General features: G+C 39.8%; 15 protein-coding genes. 4 read left to right on the top strand and 11 right to left on the bottom strand.

Going from position 1 to position 19432, the window contains the following annotated elements; all coding sequences use genetic code 11:
• Positions 1-43: 43 nt before the first annotated feature.
• Positions 44-793: a porin family protein gene (locus tag D0T56_RS08680; protein ID WP_163319744.1), complete on the bottom strand. Its 750-nt coding sequence runs from the start codon at positions 791-793 to the stop codon at positions 44-46.
• Between the two features lie 44 nt (positions 794-837).
• On the bottom strand, positions 838-1923 hold the full coding sequence (locus D0T56_RS08675) for a PCMD domain-containing protein (protein WP_163319743.1): 1086 nt from the start codon (positions 1921-1923) through the stop codon (positions 838-840).
• A gap of 213 nt (positions 1924-2136) precedes the next feature.
• Here D0T56_RS08675 and D0T56_RS08670 point away from each other — a divergent pair, with 213 nt between their 5' ends.
• A complete protein-coding gene (locus tag D0T56_RS08670; protein ID WP_163319742.1) occupies positions 2137-3624 on the top strand; it encodes an acetyl-CoA hydrolase/transferase family protein in 1488 nt (495 codons plus the stop codon).
• Positions 3625-3799: 175 nt separating this feature from the next.
• Here D0T56_RS08670 and D0T56_RS08665 read toward each other — a convergent pair whose 3' ends face one another.
• Positions 3800-4615 carry an AraC family transcriptional regulator gene (locus D0T56_RS08665; RefSeq protein WP_163319741.1) on the bottom strand — a complete coding sequence of 272 codons (816 nt, stop codon included), beginning with the start codon at positions 4613-4615 and terminating at the stop codon, positions 3800-3802.
• A gap of 307 nt (positions 4616-4922) precedes the next feature.
• Between D0T56_RS08665 and D0T56_RS08660 the strand changes: the two genes are divergently transcribed.
• Positions 4923-5813, top strand: coding sequence for a hypothetical protein (locus tag D0T56_RS08660; RefSeq protein WP_163319740.1), 891 nt, complete (start codon positions 4923-4925; stop codon positions 5811-5813).
• Positions 5814-6078: 265 nt separating this feature from the next.
• Here the strand turns inward: D0T56_RS08660 and D0T56_RS08655 are convergent, their stop codons facing one another.
• From D0T56_RS08655 to D0T56_RS08635, 5 genes are all read right to left on the bottom strand, one after another.
• Positions 6079-7248, bottom strand: a complete 1170-nt coding sequence (locus D0T56_RS08655; protein ID WP_163319739.1) for an AIR synthase related protein — start codon at positions 7246-7248, stop codon at positions 6079-6081.
• Between the two features lie 285 nt (positions 7249-7533).
• Positions 7534-8088 (bottom strand): 2-oxoacid:acceptor oxidoreductase family protein, encoded by a 555-nt coding sequence (locus tag D0T56_RS08650; protein ID WP_163319738.1) that lies wholly within the window; start codon positions 8086-8088, stop codon positions 7534-7536.
• Between the two features lie 129 nt (positions 8089-8217).
• Entirely contained in the window at positions 8218-8979 is a 762-nt protein-coding gene (locus D0T56_RS08645) for a thiamine pyrophosphate-dependent enzyme (protein ID WP_163319737.1), read from the bottom strand.
• Between the two features lie 43 nt (positions 8980-9022).
• Entirely contained in the window at positions 9023-10105 is a 1083-nt protein-coding gene (locus D0T56_RS08640; RefSeq protein ID WP_163319736.1) for a 3-methyl-2-oxobutanoate dehydrogenase subunit VorB, read from the bottom strand.
• A gap of 5 nt (positions 10106-10110) precedes the next feature.
• Entirely contained in the window at positions 10111-10350 is a 240-nt protein-coding gene (locus D0T56_RS08635) for a ferredoxin family protein (RefSeq protein ID WP_163319735.1), read from the bottom strand.
• 316 nt (positions 10351-10666) lie between these two features.
• Between D0T56_RS08635 and D0T56_RS08630 the strand changes: the two genes are divergently transcribed.
• Both D0T56_RS08630 and D0T56_RS08625 read left to right on the top strand, forming a co-directional pair.
• A complete protein-coding gene (locus tag D0T56_RS08630) occupies positions 10667-13087 on the top strand; it encodes a TonB-dependent receptor (RefSeq protein ID WP_163319734.1) in 2421 nt (806 codons plus the stop codon).
• 157 nt (positions 13088-13244) lie between these two features.
• Positions 13245-14468, top strand: a complete 1224-nt coding sequence (locus D0T56_RS08625; RefSeq protein ID WP_163319733.1) for an outer membrane beta-barrel protein — start codon at positions 13245-13247, stop codon at positions 14466-14468.
• On the opposite strand, the gene D0T56_RS08620 is transcribed toward D0T56_RS08625, so the two are convergent.
• Genes D0T56_RS08620 through recJ form a run of 3 tightly spaced genes read right to left on the bottom strand, consistent with a single transcriptional unit; the run spans position 14465 to position 18893 of the window.
• Entirely contained in the window at positions 14465-16369 is a 1905-nt protein-coding gene (locus D0T56_RS08620; RefSeq protein WP_163319732.1) for an ATP-dependent DNA helicase RecQ, read from the bottom strand. The two genes, D0T56_RS08625 and D0T56_RS08620, sit on opposite strands and share 4 nt — an antisense overlap.
• 29 nt (positions 16370-16398) lie before the next feature.
• Complete coding sequence (locus D0T56_RS08615; protein ID WP_163319731.1) at positions 16399-17154, bottom strand: MBL fold metallo-hydrolase; 756 nt, start codon at positions 17152-17154, stop codon at positions 16399-16401.
• Positions 17155-17162: 8 nt separating this feature from the next.
• A complete protein-coding gene (gene recJ, locus D0T56_RS08610) occupies positions 17163-18893 on the bottom strand; it encodes a single-stranded-DNA-specific exonuclease RecJ (protein WP_163319730.1) in 1731 nt (576 codons plus the stop codon).
• Between the last annotated feature and the right edge of the window lie 539 nt (positions 18894-19432).

Here is a 19432-nt window from a genome sequence, read left to right as displayed (position 1 = left end):
TCGCCAATTCTCAATTAGATGAAACAAAGGTGAGTATTTATTCTTACAACTTATAGGCAAAGCCAAGCGTAAAATATAGGTTGTACATTTCAAAATCCATAGCTTTGAAATCTTTTTTGAACAAGGGAGTCAATCCCCAGTTTAAATTGGCAAATGCGTTGAATTTTTGATTGATTCTTCTTTCGGCTCCTAATAAAACCCCGAAGTCGAAAGATCTGATGTCGCTGCCAAAGTCGAAGGTCGCTTTACTGTCGCCTTCCAATGGGGTTATCATTCCGGTTGGGTCCGGAGCTCTTAAATAACCATCCCAAACTTTGCCCTTGAATGATGTGCTGAAAGCATAGGATGCGTATCCACCTCCACGCACATACCAATTGTCGGAAAGTTGATATCTGGCAAAAACAGGAACCGTTACGTAAGATAATTTAGCTCGTGTTTCGTTTTTACCCGAAAAATATCCGTTCAATATTTCGCCATCTTCTTCCAATCTTACCTCTATGTGCATATACTTAACCTTGTCTTTTGCACCCATGCCTTTATAATCGAGGGAGATGCCCGACCCGAAACTCCATTTCGGATCTACACTGTATAGTATACTATAACCAAACTGCGGAGTGAACTGAGGCCACCAACCTTCGATGGTTCTTACTTCACGGGGAATTGGAATCGGAAATGATGCTCCAACATTGAATCCGACTGTGATTCTATGTTCCAATTTCTCTTTGTCGAACCCGAATGAGGGTATACTGATTGAAAGAATTAATAGTATTATAATTTTTTTATATATTTTCATATTTCAAGATTTAGGATTTTTTTAGATAATATTTTATCCTTTTTTCAAAATGGTGCGAATTTCGTTATAATTTCCAGTTCGTCAACAATTAAAGTACTACCAACTGCTCCACGATAGTAGTCGCCTTCTCTACTGGATGCACATACAATTGCCAACTTATAGTCGAATTTGTTGTAGTCCGGTTCACGGTTGTAGACAAAAGGTAAAGAGAAATAAGTATAATTTTCTTTGGCACTTCTGTCGGTTAGTTCGGCTATTGCCACTGTTTTGGATGATGACAAGATATTTGTACCATCCAAAAACTCATCGGCTCCGTTTCCTTTGGTCACCTCATACAATACGGCATAGATAGAAAATTCGTCAATTTTTCCGGGAACAATCTGGTCGTCTTCGTTATAGAAAACATCGCCCGGTTTGTATTTATAGTATCCCCTGAACTCAACCGGCCTTCCCTTATCCTGAGTGTGAAATTGCCCAAACTTAGCCGATTTTACGAAATCGGCCATATTCAGGGAAAATTTACCTCTGAACAAAGAACCTGAGAATATAGGAATTAAATTCTTCCAATATACACCTCCTCTTTGGGTTTTCAGTTCGGCAGCATACTTTCCTTTATAAGCGTCGGTGGTGGGGTGGGTGGGATATTCGTCAACTGCCCCCACTTTGGCTATCGCAATACCTGAGTTTGCACTACTCCAGAAGTCGTCGGTCGGGGTTGGATATTTGAATATTTTGTTGCCACTGCCAATTTCATTTATATACCAATCCTCGAAACTATATTTGAGCACTACATTTGTGATTGACACCTTGTATGTTCTTTGCCATTGTTTGTTTTCCGAAGTTACGGTGTATTCAACCGCCTTAGAAAAATCTTGCGCAACACCCGATTCGGGCTGAATGGTAGCTCCTTCAAACACGGTGATGACAGGTGTCAGATTGGTTATATCAAGATCAGAATCGCTTATTTCAAGTTTTATAGTTCCTGTTTCCTGATTGAGATAGGGTTCTGCTTCTATTTCCATAAATTTGAAACTGGTGATGTCAGCTTCAAGGTTAAGCCCTTCTTCTTTTATACAAGATGATAGTGCGATAAAAGATAGAAAAAAGAGTAGAATTGAATTGGTTTTCATATTACTTGATTTTTATTTTTCTGTTGAAAAACATATTGCATCGACAATAAATTCTTACCTTTGTATCCGTTTTGAGAGACGGGATATCTTTTTTTGTTAAATTTTTTCACAAAGTAAAAAACAATTTGCAAAAGTACATTATAAGTTCGTTGAAAAGAATAATTAAGAATATAAAAAACAATAAAATTTAACTATCTAATTTATCTACAAAAAATGGCATTAAAATTTATGAGTGCAGATGAGGCTGCAAGCCTCATTAAAAATGGATATAACATAGGATTTAGCGGATTCACTCATGCCGGATGTCCTAAAGTTGTACCCGGAGCCATAGCCAGATTAGCTATTGCCGAACATGAGAAGGGAAATCCATTTAAAATTAACATTTTCACAGGTGCTTCAACAGGAGATAAACTTGACGGAGAACTGACAAGAGCCGACGCTATTGATTTTCGTGCTCCTTATCAGACCAACAAAAGTATGCGTGAGGCAATAAATAAAGAGCAGATCAGATTTTGCGATTTGCATCTTTCAACAATGGCACAAGACATCCGTTACGGATTCTACGGAAACATTGATGTAGCCATTATTGAAGCGTGCGATGTTACGGAAGATGGTGAAATTGTTCCTACATGTGCCGTAGGTATATCTCCAACGGTTTCTCGTTTAGCAAAAGTTGTTATTGTAGAGTTAAACAGATGGAACCCTAAAGAACTTAGAGGAATACATGATATTCCGGAACCATTAGATCCTCCATGTCGTAAAGATATACCAGTATATGAGGTTAAAGACCGTGTAGGGCGTGATTGCATTAAAGTAGATCCCGCTAAAATAGTTGTGGTTGAAACCAACGAACCGAACGAGGGAGGAAAATTCTCTCCGGTGGATGATGTTACGGCAAAAATTGGTAATAACGTTGCTAATTTCTTCATTAAAGAAATGGCAGAAGGCCGTATGCCGAAAACATTTTTGCCTGTTCAGTCGGGTGTAGGTAACATTGCTAATGCAGTGTTGGCGGCGATGGGAGACAGCAAGGAAATTCCCGATTTTGAAGTTTACACGGAAGTTATACAAGATGCCGTTATCGGTTTGATGGAGTCGGGTCGTGTAAAATTTGCAAGCGGGTGTTCATTAACTGTCAGCAACGAGTGCATCGAGCATATCTACAAGAACTTGTCTTTCTTTAAAGATAAAATAGTTTTGCGTCCGTCCGAATATTCCAATAATCCGGAAGTGGTGCGCCGTTTGGGAATCATTGCCATAAATACGGCGATAGAAGCCGATATATTCGGAAATATCAATTCGACACACATAATGGGAAGCAAAATGATGAATGGTATTGGCGGATCGGGCGATTTTACCCGTAGTGCCTATGTTTCTATCTTTGTTACGCCTTCAACGGCTAAAGACGGGAATATCAGTTCATTCGTACCTATGGTTTCTCACGAAGACCATAGCGAACACTCGGTTAAGATTATCGTGTCTGAGTATGGCGTTGCAGACCTAAGAGGTAAAGCTCCGAGGGAAAGAGCTAGAACGATTATTGAAAATTGTGCTCATCCAGATTACCGTCCTTTATTGATGGAATATCTCGATTCGTGCGAACCGGGGCATACACCTTTAAATTTGTATAGTGCATTTTCTTTCCATCAGGCATTTAAAGAAACCGGAAGCATGAAGAATGCGAAGATTGTGAAGAAGTAATTATTTCGATAAATATAAGAAGAAAGGTATTCGAAGTTTTTCGGATACCTTTTTTGCTTTCATATTAGAAATGTCTGGAAGAAGCATGTTGTATAAAATATTTTTTATACCTTTGTACACTGATAATGAGGAAGTGAAGGCCTCTGTCACTTGTAGAGTGACGGAGGTTCTTTTTTTATAGATATTGTTTAGTACTGTTTTTTCTTCTGATTTCGGACGGAGAACACCCCAGATTTTTGTGGCAAAATTCATTGAAATGAGACAAAGTGGCAAAGTTGTAATTTGTGCTTATCTCTTTCAAACTTTTATTCGTTTGACAAATATCCTGATACACCTGTTTTGCCCTCTGATCTCTCATCCAACTGTATGCCGATGTATTGAATACCCGCCTGAATCGTTTGTTAAATCCTGAATAGCTATAATTCATTCTTTCAGCCAGTTGACGTATTGATCGTACGTGCGAACTAAGCCTGCATACTTCTTCCGTAAAAAGTGAATCGTTGACAGAAAACATCTTGAAGAAATTTTGCAACTGCTCTTTTGAGTAGAAGTTTTTGAGGATATATCCAAATTCTTTTATTTTCAGTCCTTGCAGATAATCATCGTAGATACTCTTATCCTGATATTTTTTTATCGTGTCTATGTAGTTGTAAATTATCTGTTTAACAGGGAGTGTGATTGTGTTGCCCTCTTCCTGCTTCGTTGCTTCCACCGCAGTTATAGAAGATAGTATACTGCAAAGGTCCGATTCGTTTTTGAAGCGAATAAGAACTACTTCGGATTTTTCTTCAACTTTTATTTCTGCCTGTTCCAGAAATGGGTAAAACACCATGTTTGAAGATGTTACCTTCACCTTATCGTGAGTTGAAGAATTGGAATATATTTTTCCTTCCGTTACCAGAATTATTTTATTTTCTCCGGATTCCAAGGTCAATGCTTGACCTCTCTCAAGTTGTATAAAGTCTATTGAACTATCATTTTCATGTTTCATCTTTTTTTGTTGTTTAAGTATTGTATATTAGTTTGTTTAACGAATGTTTTACTAAAAAATCTCCACGCGTTGATTTCATTTTACACAAAAATCAAATTATCAGTATGTTGCGACTTACTTTCTATCCATTTTTTTTAAATGTTTTACAAGTGTTAAACTAAAAGTCTGTTTTGTAATTTTTTACTATTTGTAATTTGTTGATAATAAGTTTTATATGTGTGTTTATGCCTTGTTTCCGTCACTCTACAAGTGACAGATATTAATAACATAAGATTAAACAGATAAAAAATCACTTAATTAATGAATTATGGAAGTATTAAATCACAAACTTAAGAGCCTCTTTTTGGCTGCTATGCTATTTTCGGGAAGTGTGTATGCACAGGTAACAATCGGGTCGGATATAACTCCGCCAAAGGCGGCAATATTAAACTTGCAAAGCCAGACAGATAATCTTCCGGCAGAGGGAGGTGTAAACGCTAATGGCGGTGTTGTATTGCCTCGGGTGAAATTGTCGGAGATAAATAGTTTAAAACCATTTATCACAAGTGGTGGCACGGCTGCGGAAAAGGCTGCGCATAAAGGAATGAATGTGTATAACATTGGTGGCAATGGCATTGCTGCGGGGCAATATGTGTGGGATGGTGTAAGATGGTTGCAACTGCTTACCGGTATTCCTCCAACGCCTATAACTACATTTGGGCATTTGTATGCGAAAGAAACAATCATAAACTCTACATGGGGTGGAGCTTATAAGGATGGTCTAATTAAATGGTCTTCGAAAATGGATGCAAGTGATAGTGCTGATATTGCAATAAATGAAGATGGTAGCTATGTGTTCAATGTACGATTATTTGCCAAATTTTGTGATCCGGAGACTGGCGGAATATATGGGTTTAAAAATGAGATGAAATATTGGGGATATATTTCTCTTTACGTGAATGATGTTATGAAAGATGTTTCAATTGTTTATTGTTTAAATTCCCCCGCATCTAATTCTCCTGGTTGGGATAGTGGCTCTTCTCTGTCCATACCGTTAGCCGCTGAATGTAAAACAGGTGATAAAGTTGAACTTTATTGGAACAATCATCTTATTACAAAGGATGTAGAAAATCCAACAAAGTTGTTTGGGGTTGGTTTTGTTTCAAATCCGGGACAGAATATATCTGATATTGCTAACATGGTTTATTGGAAGCTATAATCTTTATGTCGATTATATGGGCACTGTTCATGAATTTGTGAAATGGACAGTGTCTAAAAAAGGAGGTGTGTCCCAAAAGTAAATTTCAATGTCTTCTTGTCATCCTGAACAAAGTGAAGGATCTGTTTTTAGAAAGTACAGATTCTTCGTTGCACTCAGAAACAACGTTCGAGGAGCGAAGGCGACTCAATGACAAAAATCAGTAACACTTTGATAGTGTAATCTTACTTTTGGCACACGCCCCTTCGTTTTTTCGTTTATGGTTTTATTCGTATTCGAATCTGCCAAATTCACTTTCAATGATTAATTCTTTCTTATCGGATGCTTCTACATGACCGATAATCTGAGCATCGATATTGAATTTTCTGGAAATGTCAATCACTTTTTGGGCATGCTCCTTAGGAAGATAGATTTCCATACGATGACCCATATTGAATACTTTGTACATCTCTTTCCAGTCGGTTCCCGATTGTTCTTGTATCAGTTTGAAAAGCGGAGGTAGTGGAAACATATTGTCTTTCACAATCTTTACTTTATCCACAAAGTGCAAAACTTTGGTTTGCGCTCCCCCCGAACAGTGTACCATGCCGTGTACCTCAGGACGCAGGGTATCCAATATTTCTTTAATTACCGGAGCATACGTTCTGGTAGGCGAAAGCACCAGTTTGCCTGCATCAATATCAAGACCTTCTATTTTGTCGGTAAGGTGCATTTTTCCCGAATAAATCAAATCTACGGGAATAGAGCTGTCGTAGCTTTCCGGATATTTTGTTGCCAAATAGTTTGCAAAAACATCGTGACGGGCAGATGTAAGTCCGTTACTACCCATGCCGCCGTTGTATTGACTTTCGTAGGTTGCCTGACCACTAGACGATAGTCCTACTATTACGTCTCCGGCTTGGATATTGTCGTTAGAGATCACGTCCGAGCGTTTCATGCGGCACACAACCGTACTGTCTACGATAATGGTGCGGATCAGGTCGCCAACATCGGCAGTTTCTCCACCTGTGGGATAAACGCTAATGCCGAGGCTTGTCAGTTCTTCGCAAAGCTCATTTGTTCCGTTGATGATTGCCGATATAACTTCTCCCGGGATCAGGTTTTTATTTCTCCCGATAGTGGATGATAAAAGGATGTTGTCGGTAGCTCCCACACATAGAAGGTCGTCAATATTCATTATCAGAGCATCTTGTGCAATACCTTTCCAAACGGAAATGTCGCCCGTTTCTTTCCAATACATGTAAGCTAACGACGATTTTGTTCCGGCTCCGTCCGCATGCATGATGTTGCAGTATTCGGGATCGTTGCCCAAGACATCGGGAATGATTTTGCAAAATGCTTTTGGAAAAATTCCCTTATCTATGTTTTTGATTGCATTATGAACGTCTTCTTTCGACGCCGATACACCTCGTTGATTATACCTTTGATCACTCATTGTTATTATTACTATATGTTAGCAATGTTTATTATACTGCAAAAGTAAGCATTTTTTTCGACTAATAATTCTAGTGGTTAGCTTGACTTATTTTTATATAAATATTTTTAGGCTTTGTCATGTTGAACGAAGTGAAACATCTGGAAAAACAGATCCTTCGTTTCACTCAGGATGACAAATATCTGCTCTTACAATTAAAACAAACCAAAGCCCTCAATAGATTTAAATATTAAGGGCTTTTACTTTATTTTATAAGTAGTTACGAGTTGCCTCGACAGCCGGTAGCTATGCAGGAACTTGCTCTTCCTTTATAATTTCCATTCCTTTCAAAATGGCTTGTTCGTTCATCGGCAAAAGTTTATGATGCCTTTCGGGAAGAGATTTCTTCAAACCTAGCATCACATGCTCCAAGTCAACCATCGGGCTAACTTTCAGCAAACCACCCAAAACGATCATATTGAACGCTTTTTGGTTTTGCATTTCAGTGGCTGCATCAACTGCGGCAACGGAATATACGTGAATATCTTTGCGTTGGGGCGGACGATGTATACCATTAGGGTCGTAGATAAGTATTCCTCCGGGTTTTACGGTCGGCTCAAATTTTTCCAGCGATGGTTGGTTAAGGATGATTGCGATATCAAACTCGTTCACAACCGGAGAACTGATCTCGTTGTCGCTCAGTATGACTGTGACATTGGCCGTACCTCCTCGTTGCTCAGGCCCATACGATGGAAACCAAGATACTTCTTTGTTTTCCATCAGTCCCGAATATGCAAGGATTTTACCCATCGACAAAACTCCTTGTCCTCCAAATCCTGCTATTATTATTTCTTGTATCATCTTAAATAATTGATAGTATTTAACGATATATTTTATTTATGTCCTTCGGACAGTTACGAGTAAATAAGCCGCATACACATCACGGAACTTGTCTACTTGCAACTCGTAACATTTAAAGGTCTGTGACTCTTAAATGTTTTTTAAATCACCGATAGGGTAGGCTTCAAACATGTTTTCCACCATCCAGTCGTTTGCTTGGGCAGGTGTCATTTTCCAGCCGGAACTGCATGTAGACACTATTTCTACAATAGAGGTTCCTTTGTTTTCCATAGAATTTTCGAAAGCCTTACGGATCATTTTTTTCGCTTTTTTCACGGCTGCGGCTGTATGCACGCTCTGACGTGTAGCCAGACAAACACCTTGAAGTTGAGCCAATAGATCAGTTATCTTTAAAGGATAACCGTTCTCGTAAACATCCCTGCCGTTAGGGGTTGTCGATGTTTTCATGTTCAACAATGTAGTAGGAGCCATCTGCCCTCCGGTCATACCATATATGGCATTATTGATAAATATAATGACTATATTTTCGCCACGATTGGCGGCATGAATTGTTTCCGCTGTTCCTATGGCAGCCAAGTCTCCGTCTCCCTGATAGGTGAATACCATTCTGTCAGGATTCAGCCTTTTCACGGCAGTTGCCAAAGCCGGCGCACGTCCGTGAGCAGCTTCTTGCCAGTCTATGTCCAGATAGTTGTATGCGAATACGGCACATCCAACGGGTGCTATTCCAATCGTTTTTTCACGCAGACCCATTTCGTCGATCACTTCAGCCACTAATTTATGAACCACCCCATGAGAACAACCGGGACAGTAGTGCATGTCGGCATCGTTCATCAGTTCGGGTTTGGCATATACCAAGTTGGCAGGATCTATAATATTATTTGTACTCATTTTTGTTTTCTAATTATAGTTTTTGATTCAATCAAGACCCGAATTAGAGGTCAAATTTTGATTTTAATGCTACCAATACTTCGCTCGGAGTAGGTACGATACCGCCTAAGCGGCCGAAATGTTCGACTTTTGTTTTACCTTCCACAGCAAGGCGAACATCTTCAATCATTTGTCCGGCATTCATTTCCACGGTGAGCATGCCCGCAACCTTGCTTGCATATTTACTGATAACTTCGGTAGGGAAAGGCCAAAGCGTGATGGGGCGTATAAGGCCTACTTTTATGCCGGCCTCACGAGCCAGTTCCATTGTTTTCTGGCAGATACGAGCCATAGAGCCAAATGCAACCAGTATATACTCGGCATCTTCGCAGTTTTTTTCTTCGAACAAAACAAATTCTTCTTCAATTTGCTTGTATTTTGCCTGGAACTTTTCGTTGTTGATTTCCATTTTATATGGATCGAGCTCCAAAGACGTGATAACGTTGGGTTTCTTGTTTGCAGGTTTACCCAGAGTTGCCCAAGGGCATTGCTCACGAATTTCGTCGTCGGTTCTTCTGCGTTTAAATTCGGGCAGAGTTACTTTTTCCATCATTTGCCCGATAACCCCATCAGTCAAGATTACGGCGGGATTATTGTATTTGAACGACATATCGAAGCCTAAAGCAACAAAGTCCACCATTTCCTGAACGGAAGCCGGTGCTAGTGTTATCAGTTTATAGTCTCCATGTCCGCCACCTTTCACAGTTTGAAAATAGTCGGCTTGCGATGGTTGTATTGTTCCCAGACCGGGACCTCCACGCATTACGTTTACGAGCAAACAAGGGAGTTCTGCTCCGGCAAGATAGGATATGCCTTCTTGCATCAAACTCATACCGGGACTGGATGATGATGTCATAACAGCCTTACCGCAGCCTGCACCACCATATACCATATTAATGGATGCCGTTTCACTTTCGGCCTGAAGCACTACCATACCTGTAGTTTTCCATGGTGTTTCGGCCATAAGGGTTTCCATAATTTCCGATTGTGGTGTAATCGGGTATCCGAAGTATCCATCTGCCCCATAGCGTATTGCGGCGTGAGCGATGGCTTCGTTTCCTTTCATCAAGAATATTTCTTCTGACATAATGATTATTGTGCTTTTGTTACTTTTTGCTTATAAACAGTTATACATGCGTCGGGGCACACATAGCCGCAATTGGCGCAGCCAATACATTCTTCGGGGTTTTTCATGTATGCGTAATGATAGCCCTTGTTGTTGACTTCTTTGGGTTGAAGTTCCAATACATCGCAGGGGCAAGCAACTACGCAAAGGTCGCAGCCTTTGCATCGTTCGATGTTAACCACAATGGTTCCTTTTACTTTTGCCATTCTTAATGTGATAGTTATTTTAGAGTTTAAATTAGTTTTGAGTTATAAGTCATAAGTTTCAATTTTTTTTTGTAGACCGTCTAACTGCTAATTGTTGACTGATTTTAAATTGTCACTACAAATTTATTTTTTTTATTTCAGAAAAGTGAAATTTTTCTCTATAAAGTTGTTAATACATGACAATTGTCTACTTTATTGCCCGATGAACAGGGCTTGAGATATGTATTTTCACTCGAAATGCAAAATATATCTGTATATTTGCCGTTATCTATTTTGAGTTGTCCGTTTTTTTCGGAAAAGTTTCAAAAATTTATTTATGCCAAAGAGATTTTATACAATCATATTTTTCTCGCTTCTTTGTTTGAGCAACGCCATTGCTCAGGTTGTAACTATATCGGGTACAATTACAGACTTCGACGGGAAGCCTATGGATGGAGTGGTGGTTGGCGTTCAGAATTCGTCCAATTCTACGTTTTCAAATTCGAAAGGACAATACGGCTTGCGCATAACTCCGTCCGATTCTATAAGGCTTGTTTTCAATTATATGGGATATTTGCCCTACGAAACAGTGCTGAATGGCGTAAAGGCTGACAGAAAACTGGACGTGATGATGCGGGAGCGGTCTTCCGATACGCAATTGGGTGAGGTTGTGGTAAAAGGAATTAGAAGCCAGACAGATATGGTCGATAAAATTGATGTCTCTACCTTAAAGGCTATAACCAGTCCGTCGGGAGGGGTTGAGTCTATCATAGCAACAGGGGCAGGCGTCAGCACCACAAACGAAATGAGTAGCCAATACTCCGTAAGGGGGGGGAGTTACGATGAAAATATTGTATATGTAAATGGTATCGAAATATATCGTCCTTTGCTTATCAGGGCAGGACAGCAGGAAGGGTTGAGTTTTCTTAACCCTGATATGGTGGGGTCTATCGGATTTTCGACGGGAGGATATGATGCCCATTACGGGGATAAAATGTCGTCGGTACTGGATATTACTTACCGGAAACCTGTTGGTTTTGAGGCTTCTGCCACGGCAAGTATGATGGGGGCGAGTGCCTATGTGGGAACGGGAATCAAGCGCTTTACCCAAATAACGGGAATCAGGTATAAGACAACAAAGATGCTTCTGGGAACACAGGATACGGATGCGGAATACGAACCGTCATTTCTTGACCTGCAAACATATATGACCTATGCTTTAAGTGGAAATTGGGAGGTGAGTTTCCTCGGAAACTATTCACGGAATCAGTATAAGTTTACGCCAAAAACGAGGGAAACCACATACGGAACGCTGGAGAACACGAAAAACTTTAAAGTTTGGTTTGATGGATGGGAAGATGATATATTTCTCACTTACTTCGGGGCAGCTTCGATAAAAGGTAAAATATCGGACAAATTGGAAGTCGGATTAACGGCATCTGCTTTTTCTTCCGACGAAAGGGAGCGTTACGATATTAATGGAGAATACCAATTGACAGATGACAATCTGAATGCCGGCGGAGGTCAGGGCGAAACCGGTACCCTTGTTGGTGTGGGTACTTATTTTGAGCATGCCCGCAACAATCTGAAAGTGAATGTGATGAATATCGGTCATACGGGTTCGCTCGATCTGACAAACCATAAAGTTAAATGGGGGTTCACCTTTCAGAAAGAAGATATAGACGATTTGATAAAAGAATTTGAATTGCGTGACTCGGCAGGCTATTCATTGCCTTATGATGGGAAAATTGTGAATGTTTTTTCGGGATTGATGTCAGATAATAAAACCAGTACTACCCGCACATCGGGTTATTTGATGGATACTTATCGGTTTAATGCCTTGAACGGGCGTGTCACCTTAACCGCAGGCGTAAGGGGAAGTTATTGGTCTTTCAATAAAGAATTTATATTTAGTCCCAGAGCATCAATTGCTTATGTGCCTTTGGAAGATAGTAGGTACACACTGCGTTTTGCGACAGGGGTGTATTATCAGGCGCCTTTCTATAAAGAATTTCAAAAAGTGGTGGAGGATGAAGACGGAAATTCCGTGATTGAACTCAACAAAGATATAAAATCGCAAAAGTCGGTTCATTTTGTTTTGGGTGGCGACTATAACTTCAAGGCGGCAGAACGTCCATTTAAATTTACGACGGAATTGTATTACAAGAAGTTATCGGATCTGATACCTTATACGGTCGACAATGTGAAAATCCGTTATGCAGGAAGAAATATGGCATCGGGTTATGCGATGGGCGTCGATATGAAACTGTTTGGTGAGTTTGTGAAAGGGACAGACAATTGGGTCAGTTTGTCGTTTATGAAGACCAACCAGAAGATTAACGGTACGAATGTACCCTTGCCAACCGATCAGCTTTACAATTTGTCCTTGTTCTTTCAAGACTACTTCATGGGTCACGACCGCTTGAAAGCGAATATACAAGGTCATTTATCTCAGGGATTGCCAACGCGTGCTCCACAGAAGAGTTACGACAGTGGATTTTTCAGAACTCCTGCCTATCGTCGTCTCGATATTGGTTTTTCGTGGCAACTTTTGGGCGAAAATTTCGATGTCCGTCACCGGAGTGCTTTTGCCGGAGCTTTCAAAAATGTGTGGATCGGACTTGATGTATTCAACCTTTTCGATATAAAAAATACCAATTCATATTATTGGGTTACAGATATTTTCAACCAGCAATACTCCGTGCCTAACTACTTGACGGGACGACAACTCAATTTCAGAATAATAGCCGATTTTTAGAGGATGAGGTGTCCATATTTTGGAATTTTTTATAACAAAAAGAGGAGAGGGTTAGGGGGGCTCTACTCGGAAGAAACTGTAACAAATTTGGAGAAGGTTTTGAAAAAGTAATTTTTTTAACTTTCTTTGCACATCCTCATATTTTAAATCTAACTTTATGAAAAAACTGCTATTCACTCTTTTTTGTGTTCTGTCTATCAGTAGTATATATTCACAAAACTATAGACAAGGCTATTATATCACCAACGAGAACGATACTGTTCGAGGTTTGATAGATTTCAGGTATGATGCGGCTAACGCTAAAGAATGTAGATTCAAAAAAACAGAAAATTCTGACATACAAACATTTTCACCGAAAGAAATTGCAGCATACAGATTTGTTGACGGATTTTTCTATGTGGCAAAAGACATAGATACCGAGAGCGGATCTAAAAAAGTATTTTTGCAATTTTTGGTACAAGGAACAATGAATTTATATTACTATGTAGATGATAAAAATTATTCCTTCTATTATTTCGAAAACGAAAAAGGTGAAGTTGTTTCAATAACAAAAGGTGATGATAAAATAAGGAACAGGCTTGTTGCCGAAGATAATAAATATAAAGGTATTCTAAAATATACATTTCGTGATTATCAATCTATTACAAAAAATATTGATAAGCTAAAGTTTGAGCAGAAAGAGATGGTTGGTATTGTAAAGAAATATCATAACGAAACCTGTTCCACCGGTGAAGACTGTATTGTTTTTTTAGAGAATAAGCCCAATAATAGTGGATTAAAGGTACAATTTTCGGTGTATGCAGGACTGTCATTTGCCAACTATAAGTTCCATTATCAGGATGGTTTGGGTGTTCATAAATCATCTTTAGACGACTATTCGCCCATGATTGGACTTCAAGCTGAGTTGTCTATGCCCAGGCTGATAAGACCGTTAAGTCTTCAGGTTGACTTCTCGGCTTTAGATTTCAGAAATAAGAAAAAAGTAAAGAATAGAAACAATCCGGATGTGCCAACGTCTTTAGACTACAAAGCTGTTGTTCTTACCGGAAGGCTCGGTCCAAAATACACCTTCTTTTACGACAAGCGATTCCGTCCTTCTGTTGGGGTCGGTATATTTTACTCTGGCCTCGTAAATAGTTCGTGCACAAGATCAACACAATATCTAAATAGTCCTGATCAACCCGTAATAGAAACTGAATACAAGCTACGAAACAAGATGTTCGGATTATATGGTTCTATTGGACTGGACTACATCGTTAAGAACAAATCCTATCTGTTTTTGCGATTTGTATATGAAAACTGCTCGTCTGAAGATAGGGCAACAAACCAAGGAAAAGACAAATTTAATACATCACATATTAAGGTTGGATATACATTTTAGGTGTTACTGAGTTTCACCTCATCCATTTCAATAACAAATATTCCTCTTTCGGACTGAAAACGTATTACGGAAATAACATCATTTGTGTCATAATCCTTCAAATGCTCTGTTATTTCCCTGATAGAAGCCGACTTTTTTTCCAGAAGAGAGGTTACTTTCCCGGCTATTTCTTCAAAATCATAGTTGGATAAGCCTTTCCGTTTCCTTTCTCTGCAAACGTCGCAATGTCCACAATCCTTTATATTTATCTCATCAAAATACGAGAGCAGTATTCGGCTGCGGCAAATATCCTGTCGGTCGACATAGTTCACCATACCTTTTATTCGCCTCTCGAAACGATCTTTGCGCACTTCGTAAACAGTTTGAGGGATGGAAAGATATTTTATGTCGATACGAGGCTGAGTATAAATAACAAAGGGTGTTTTCTTGTGCGGAATATAATCCAATATTCCTCTTTTAGATAAACCAATCAGGGTATCATATACCTGCTGCCTGTTCAAACCGGTTTTGATACTAAGCGTTCCTTCGTCAATATAAACATAGTCGGCGAACAAGCCTGTGTAAAGGCGCAGAATCATCTGTACCAGAGTGTCTTGACCGGGGTCGAAGTCGAATTTATACAATTCGTCGCGATAAACGCTAAACATCAGACGCGAACGATTGTCCGACTCGTCAGTATATTCAATATACCCGGACAGCTCCAATATTTTGAGGGCATTGTGAGCCTGAGTAACAGGTAGTTTATATACCGAACAAAAATGAAACAGATTGAAGTCGAAAACCATTTCACGTCCATACCCTTCCGCAACTTGAAAAAAATACGCCAATTGCTGATACACGGTTTTTATAAAATCCCTGTCGGGAAATTCATCCGACACTCGTTTTTTTAGCATCGATGTATCCCTCTTGTTGTACAAAAGAACAGCAAAAGCCCTTTGTTCGTCACGTCCTGCTCTGCCTGCTTCCTGATAATATTCTTCCAACGAATTGGGCAAATCGATATGAACAACCAAACGTACATCGGCTTTGTCAATGCCCATTCCGAAAGCATTTGTAGAAACAATTACACGACATTCGTCGTTTTTCCACGCATTTTGTTTGCGGGTTTTCTCATCGCTGCTCAATCCGGCATGGTAAAAATCGGCTGAAATGCCATTTTTTACCAAAACCTCGGCTATTTCCTTCGTTTTTTGCCGACTCCTTACATAAATTATAGAGGTTCCTTTTACCCTTTCAAGAATCCTGACAAGCTCGCTGATCTTGTCATCCGACTGTTTTACTATGTATGAAATATTTTTCCGCTCGAAACTTTTCCTGAAAACATTTTCCTTGCCAAATTTCAGGCTGTGCTGTATATCTTTCACCACTTCTTCGGTGGCTGTCGCGGTCAATGCCAATACAGGCACGTCAGGAAAAAAGTCTCGTACCTTGGCAATGTTCATATACGACGGACGGAAATCATAACCCCATTGCGATATACAATGCGATTCGTCTACCACCAGCATACAAATATTCATGTGCGATAATTTGTTCTGGAAAAGGTCGGTGCCCAACCTCTCGGGCGAAACGTAGAGAAATTTATAATCGCCCAGCACTGCGTTGTCCAACGTCACCAGTATTTCCTGATGCGTCATCCCCGAATATACGGCCAAAGCCTTGATTCCCCTTTGGCGAAGATTGTCTACCTGATCTTTCATCAGGGCAATGAGCGGGGTGACAACAAGACAAAGACCCTCCATTGCCATGACAGGCACCTGAAAGGTCAGAGATTTACCTCCACCGGTAGGCATCAGACCCAGCGTGTCTTTACCGTTATAAACCGAATGGATTATATTTTCCTGTAAGGGACGAAACGATGTATATCCCCAATAGTGTTTTAGAATTTTATGAAAGACATCCATCTTTTATGGAATCATTCTATAATTACCTGTTATTTATTTGTCATCGGGCGAACCAGGATTTTTATTCCCCGTCCATCCAACTCTTTAGTGATTTTATCCTCGTCAAATTCAGAAAAATGATATGGGTAAAGGTATCGGGGTGATATTCTCTTTGCCGCATCCACAAACATTTCGTCCGTCATTGTGTACGGAAAGTTCTTTGGCAGGAAAGCAATGTCGATCGTGCCTCTCAATCGGCTCATTTCCGCAATATTTTCCGTATTGCCGGCCACATACACCTTCAAGTTGCCAAAGGTCAGCACATAGCCGTTACCCCTGCCACGAGGATGATAAAATTCTCTGTCGGGACGTTTACTGATTATGTTATAGGCGGGAACAGCCTCTATTTCGATGTTGTCGAATAGGGTTGTATCGCCGTTTCCGAGCAATTCTCCATAACCTAGTATGTCAAAACAGGTTTTATTTACCACAAAGCGAGTAGGTGCCTTACGTATCTGCTCAATAGCCTCTTTGTCTAAATGGTCGGCATGTTCGTGCGTGAGGAGAATCAGGTCTGCTTTTTCCAACTTGGAATAATCAGCCACCTTGGAATAAGGGTCTACATAAATCACTTTTCCGTCAATCACAAATCTTAATGATCCATGTCCGATAAGGCTCACTTTCAAGTCTCCAAGCGATGTTTTATATATATCTTCCTCGATAGTCTCTGTGTTGGCTGCATTAACATTACCGCCTGCAAAAATCGAACTTATAAATAAAAACAAACTAAAAAAGACTTTATTCATAATCTTTGTTATTTATCAATCTGACCTCTATCTATATCTTTCACATACAGTTGCACATTTTTTTTACCCCGGTGAATATTCTCTTCCAACGTATAGCAAATATCAAAAGGTTGACCACCCTTCACCATATTGATGGCTTTCTTTTGCCTGAATGCAATGCCATGATAAGAGTGCGTTGACGTATTGTCTCTTACCTCCACTTTTATGTGCATCAAATCGCGGCCAACAAGCCTGCTTCCGCCGTTATCATTCACATTACAAGAGATAAATATAGGATTCAGGTTGTCGGGGCCAAATGGCGCAAACCTACTCAAATCTACTATAAACCTGTTGTCTATCTCGCCCAGTTTCAGTTTTGCATCGATAGATATCTGAGGTTTCATCATATCGGGAACCATCATTTCCACCGACAATTCCTCGAACCGGCGTTTAAATTCGGGCAAATTTTCTTCCCTCAACGATAATCCGGCAGCATAGGTGTGCCCTCCGAAATTTTCGAGCAAATTTTTACATTCTTCAATTGCCTTATAAATATCAAAGCCCATCACCGAACGTGCTGAGCCTGTTATTAAATCATTCGATTTGGTTAGGATAATGGTTGGTCTTAAATATTTTTCTGTCAGACGAGAGGCAACGATACCGATAACCCCTTTGTGCCAGTCTTCATTGTAAATCACAATACTGTTTTCATGCTCAATATCCACATGTTCTTCAATGTATGCGATAGCCTCGTCGGTGATTCGTTTGTCCAACTCGCGCCTGTCTTCATTGTATTGGTCTATATGACGGCTTTTTTCGTCTGCATCTTCCATCGTATTTGCCAACAACAGGTCTACGGCTTCCTTCCCGTTCATCATTCGTCCTGAGGCATTGATACGAGGCCCTATTTTGAAGACAATATCGCTCACCGTAATGTTGTGTCCGGCAAGTCCGCAGATATCGATAATGCCTTTCAATCCGATGCTCGGGCTGGAATTGAGCTGTCTCAGTCCAAAATGAGCTAATATGCGGTTTTCTCCGGTGATGGGAACAATATCGGAGGCTATACTCACAGCCACCAGGTCGAGCAGGTCGGTCAACTCCGAAAAGTCGATTTTGTTGTTCTGTGCAATGGCCTGCACCAACTTGAATCCGACTCCACATCCCGAAAGATGCTCGTAAGGGTAGGTTGAATCTGTACGTTTTGCATCAACAACCGCCACCGCATCGGGCAAGGTTTCATCGGGCATGTGATGATCGCATATAATAAAATCTATGCCTTTTTCCTTTGCATAGGCTACTTTTTCTATCGCCTTTATGCCGCAATCGAGTGCGATGATCAACTTTACGTTAGTCTCAGAGGCATAGTCGATACCTTGCGACGAGATTCCATACCCTTCGTCATACCTGTCGGGGATATAGTAATCCAGATTGGTTGTAAAACGTCTTAAGAACTTGAAAACAAGAGCTACAGCCGTTGTTCCGTCCACGTCATAATCTCCATAAACCAAAATACGTTCTTTTTGACCTAAAGCCTTTTCGATACGTTGAATTGCCTTGTCCATATCGGGCAATAGAAACGGATCGTGTAGATACTTCAAGCTTGGATAAAAGAACTTTTGCGCTTCTTCGACAGAAGCAATACCCCTTTGTATCAACAATCGACACAAAACAGGGCTGATACCTAACTGTTGGGCTAGCTTATCACATTTTTCTGTATCTTCTGGTTTTAAGGGTTCGTAGTTCCATTTGTAAATCATTATATATATTGTTTTTCTTTTCTTTCTCTCTCAGGAAGGAACATGGTGTCCTACACCATATTACAACAATATATGCCGCTTTTTAGTTTAATTTAGGGAGATTTTATCTACCTGACGTTTGCAACATAAATCTCGTAAAGATAATATTTATAAATGAAAGGGGGATATAGATAACTGCTTTTATTTGAAACAAAAAAAGTGAAAATAATTTAACATTCTGGACTGCAAGATGTAAGATAGAAGCAATATTGTTTAAATGAAAATTTAAGACTGAAAAGTGAAAAATAAGGACATTATAAGAACAGTAACTAGTTACTAGTTACTAGTTACCAGTTACCAGTTATCAGTTACCAGTTACTAGTTACCAGTTACCAGTTACTAGTTACCAGTTACCAGTTACTAGTTACCAGTTATCAGTTACCAGTTACTAGTTACCAGTTACTAGTTACCAACCTGGTATTTTCAAAACAGATCTTACGTTTCACTCAAAAACATCGTTCGAGGAAACGTATGTGAATCAATGTTATTTCTATTCTATC

The organism is Dysgonomonas sp. 520 (genome assembly GCF_010501095.1).
In the GTDB taxonomy this organism is placed as follows: domain Bacteria; phylum Bacteroidota; class Bacteroidia; order Bacteroidales; family Dysgonomonadaceae; genus QVMP01.
Note: the sequence above shows the minus strand (reverse complement) of the source record. Positions and strands in the feature narration are given on the sequence as shown.

Excerpts from the sequence above, each read along its gene's own strand:
- D0T56_RS08640 (WP_163319736.1), bottom strand. The coding sequence starts at position 10,105 with ATGTCAGAAGAAATATTCTTGATGAAAGGAAACGAAGCCATCGCTCAC.
- D0T56_RS08620 (WP_163319732.1), bottom strand. The coding sequence starts at position 16,369 with ATGGATGTCTTTCATAAAATTCTAAAACACTATTGGGGATATACATCG.
- D0T56_RS08625 (WP_163319733.1), top strand. The coding sequence starts at position 13,245 with ATGAAAAAACTGCTATTCACTCTTTTTTGTGTTCTGTCTATCAGTAGT.
- D0T56_RS08665 (WP_163319741.1), bottom strand. The coding sequence starts at position 4,615 with ATGAAACATGAAAATGATAGTTCAATAGACTTTATACAACTTGAGAGA.
- D0T56_RS08675 (WP_163319743.1), bottom strand. The coding sequence starts at position 1,923 with ATGAAAACCAATTCAATTCTACTCTTTTTTCTATCTTTTATCGCACTA.
- D0T56_RS08670 (WP_163319742.1), top strand. The coding sequence starts at position 2,137 with ATGGCATTAAAATTTATGAGTGCAGATGAGGCTGCAAGCCTCATTAAA.
- D0T56_RS08615 (WP_163319731.1), bottom strand. The coding sequence starts at position 17,154 with ATGAATAAAGTCTTTTTTAGTTTGTTTTTATTTATAAGTTCGATTTTT.
- D0T56_RS08655 (WP_163319739.1), bottom strand. The coding sequence starts at position 7,248 with ATGAGTGATCAAAGGTATAATCAACGAGGTGTATCGGCGTCGAAAGAA.
- D0T56_RS08680 (WP_163319744.1), bottom strand. The coding sequence starts at position 793 with ATGAAAATATATAAAAAAATTATAATACTATTAATTCTTTCAATCAGT.
- D0T56_RS08645 (WP_163319737.1), bottom strand. The coding sequence starts at position 8,979 with ATGAGTACAAATAATATTATAGATCCTGCCAACTTGGTATATGCCAAA.
- D0T56_RS08660 (WP_163319740.1), top strand. The coding sequence starts at position 4,923 with ATGGAAGTATTAAATCACAAACTTAAGAGCCTCTTTTTGGCTGCTATG.
- D0T56_RS08635 (WP_163319735.1), bottom strand. The coding sequence starts at position 10,350 with ATGGCAAAAGTAAAAGGAACCATTGTGGTTAACATCGAACGATGCAAA.
- D0T56_RS08630 (WP_163319734.1), top strand. The coding sequence starts at position 10,667 with ATGCCAAAGAGATTTTATACAATCATATTTTTCTCGCTTCTTTGTTTG.
- recJ (WP_163319730.1), bottom strand. The coding sequence starts at position 18,893 with ATGATTTACAAATGGAACTACGAACCCTTAAAACCAGAAGATACAGAA.
- D0T56_RS08650 (WP_163319738.1), bottom strand. The coding sequence starts at position 8,088 with ATGATACAAGAAATAATAATAGCAGGATTTGGAGGACAAGGAGTTTTG.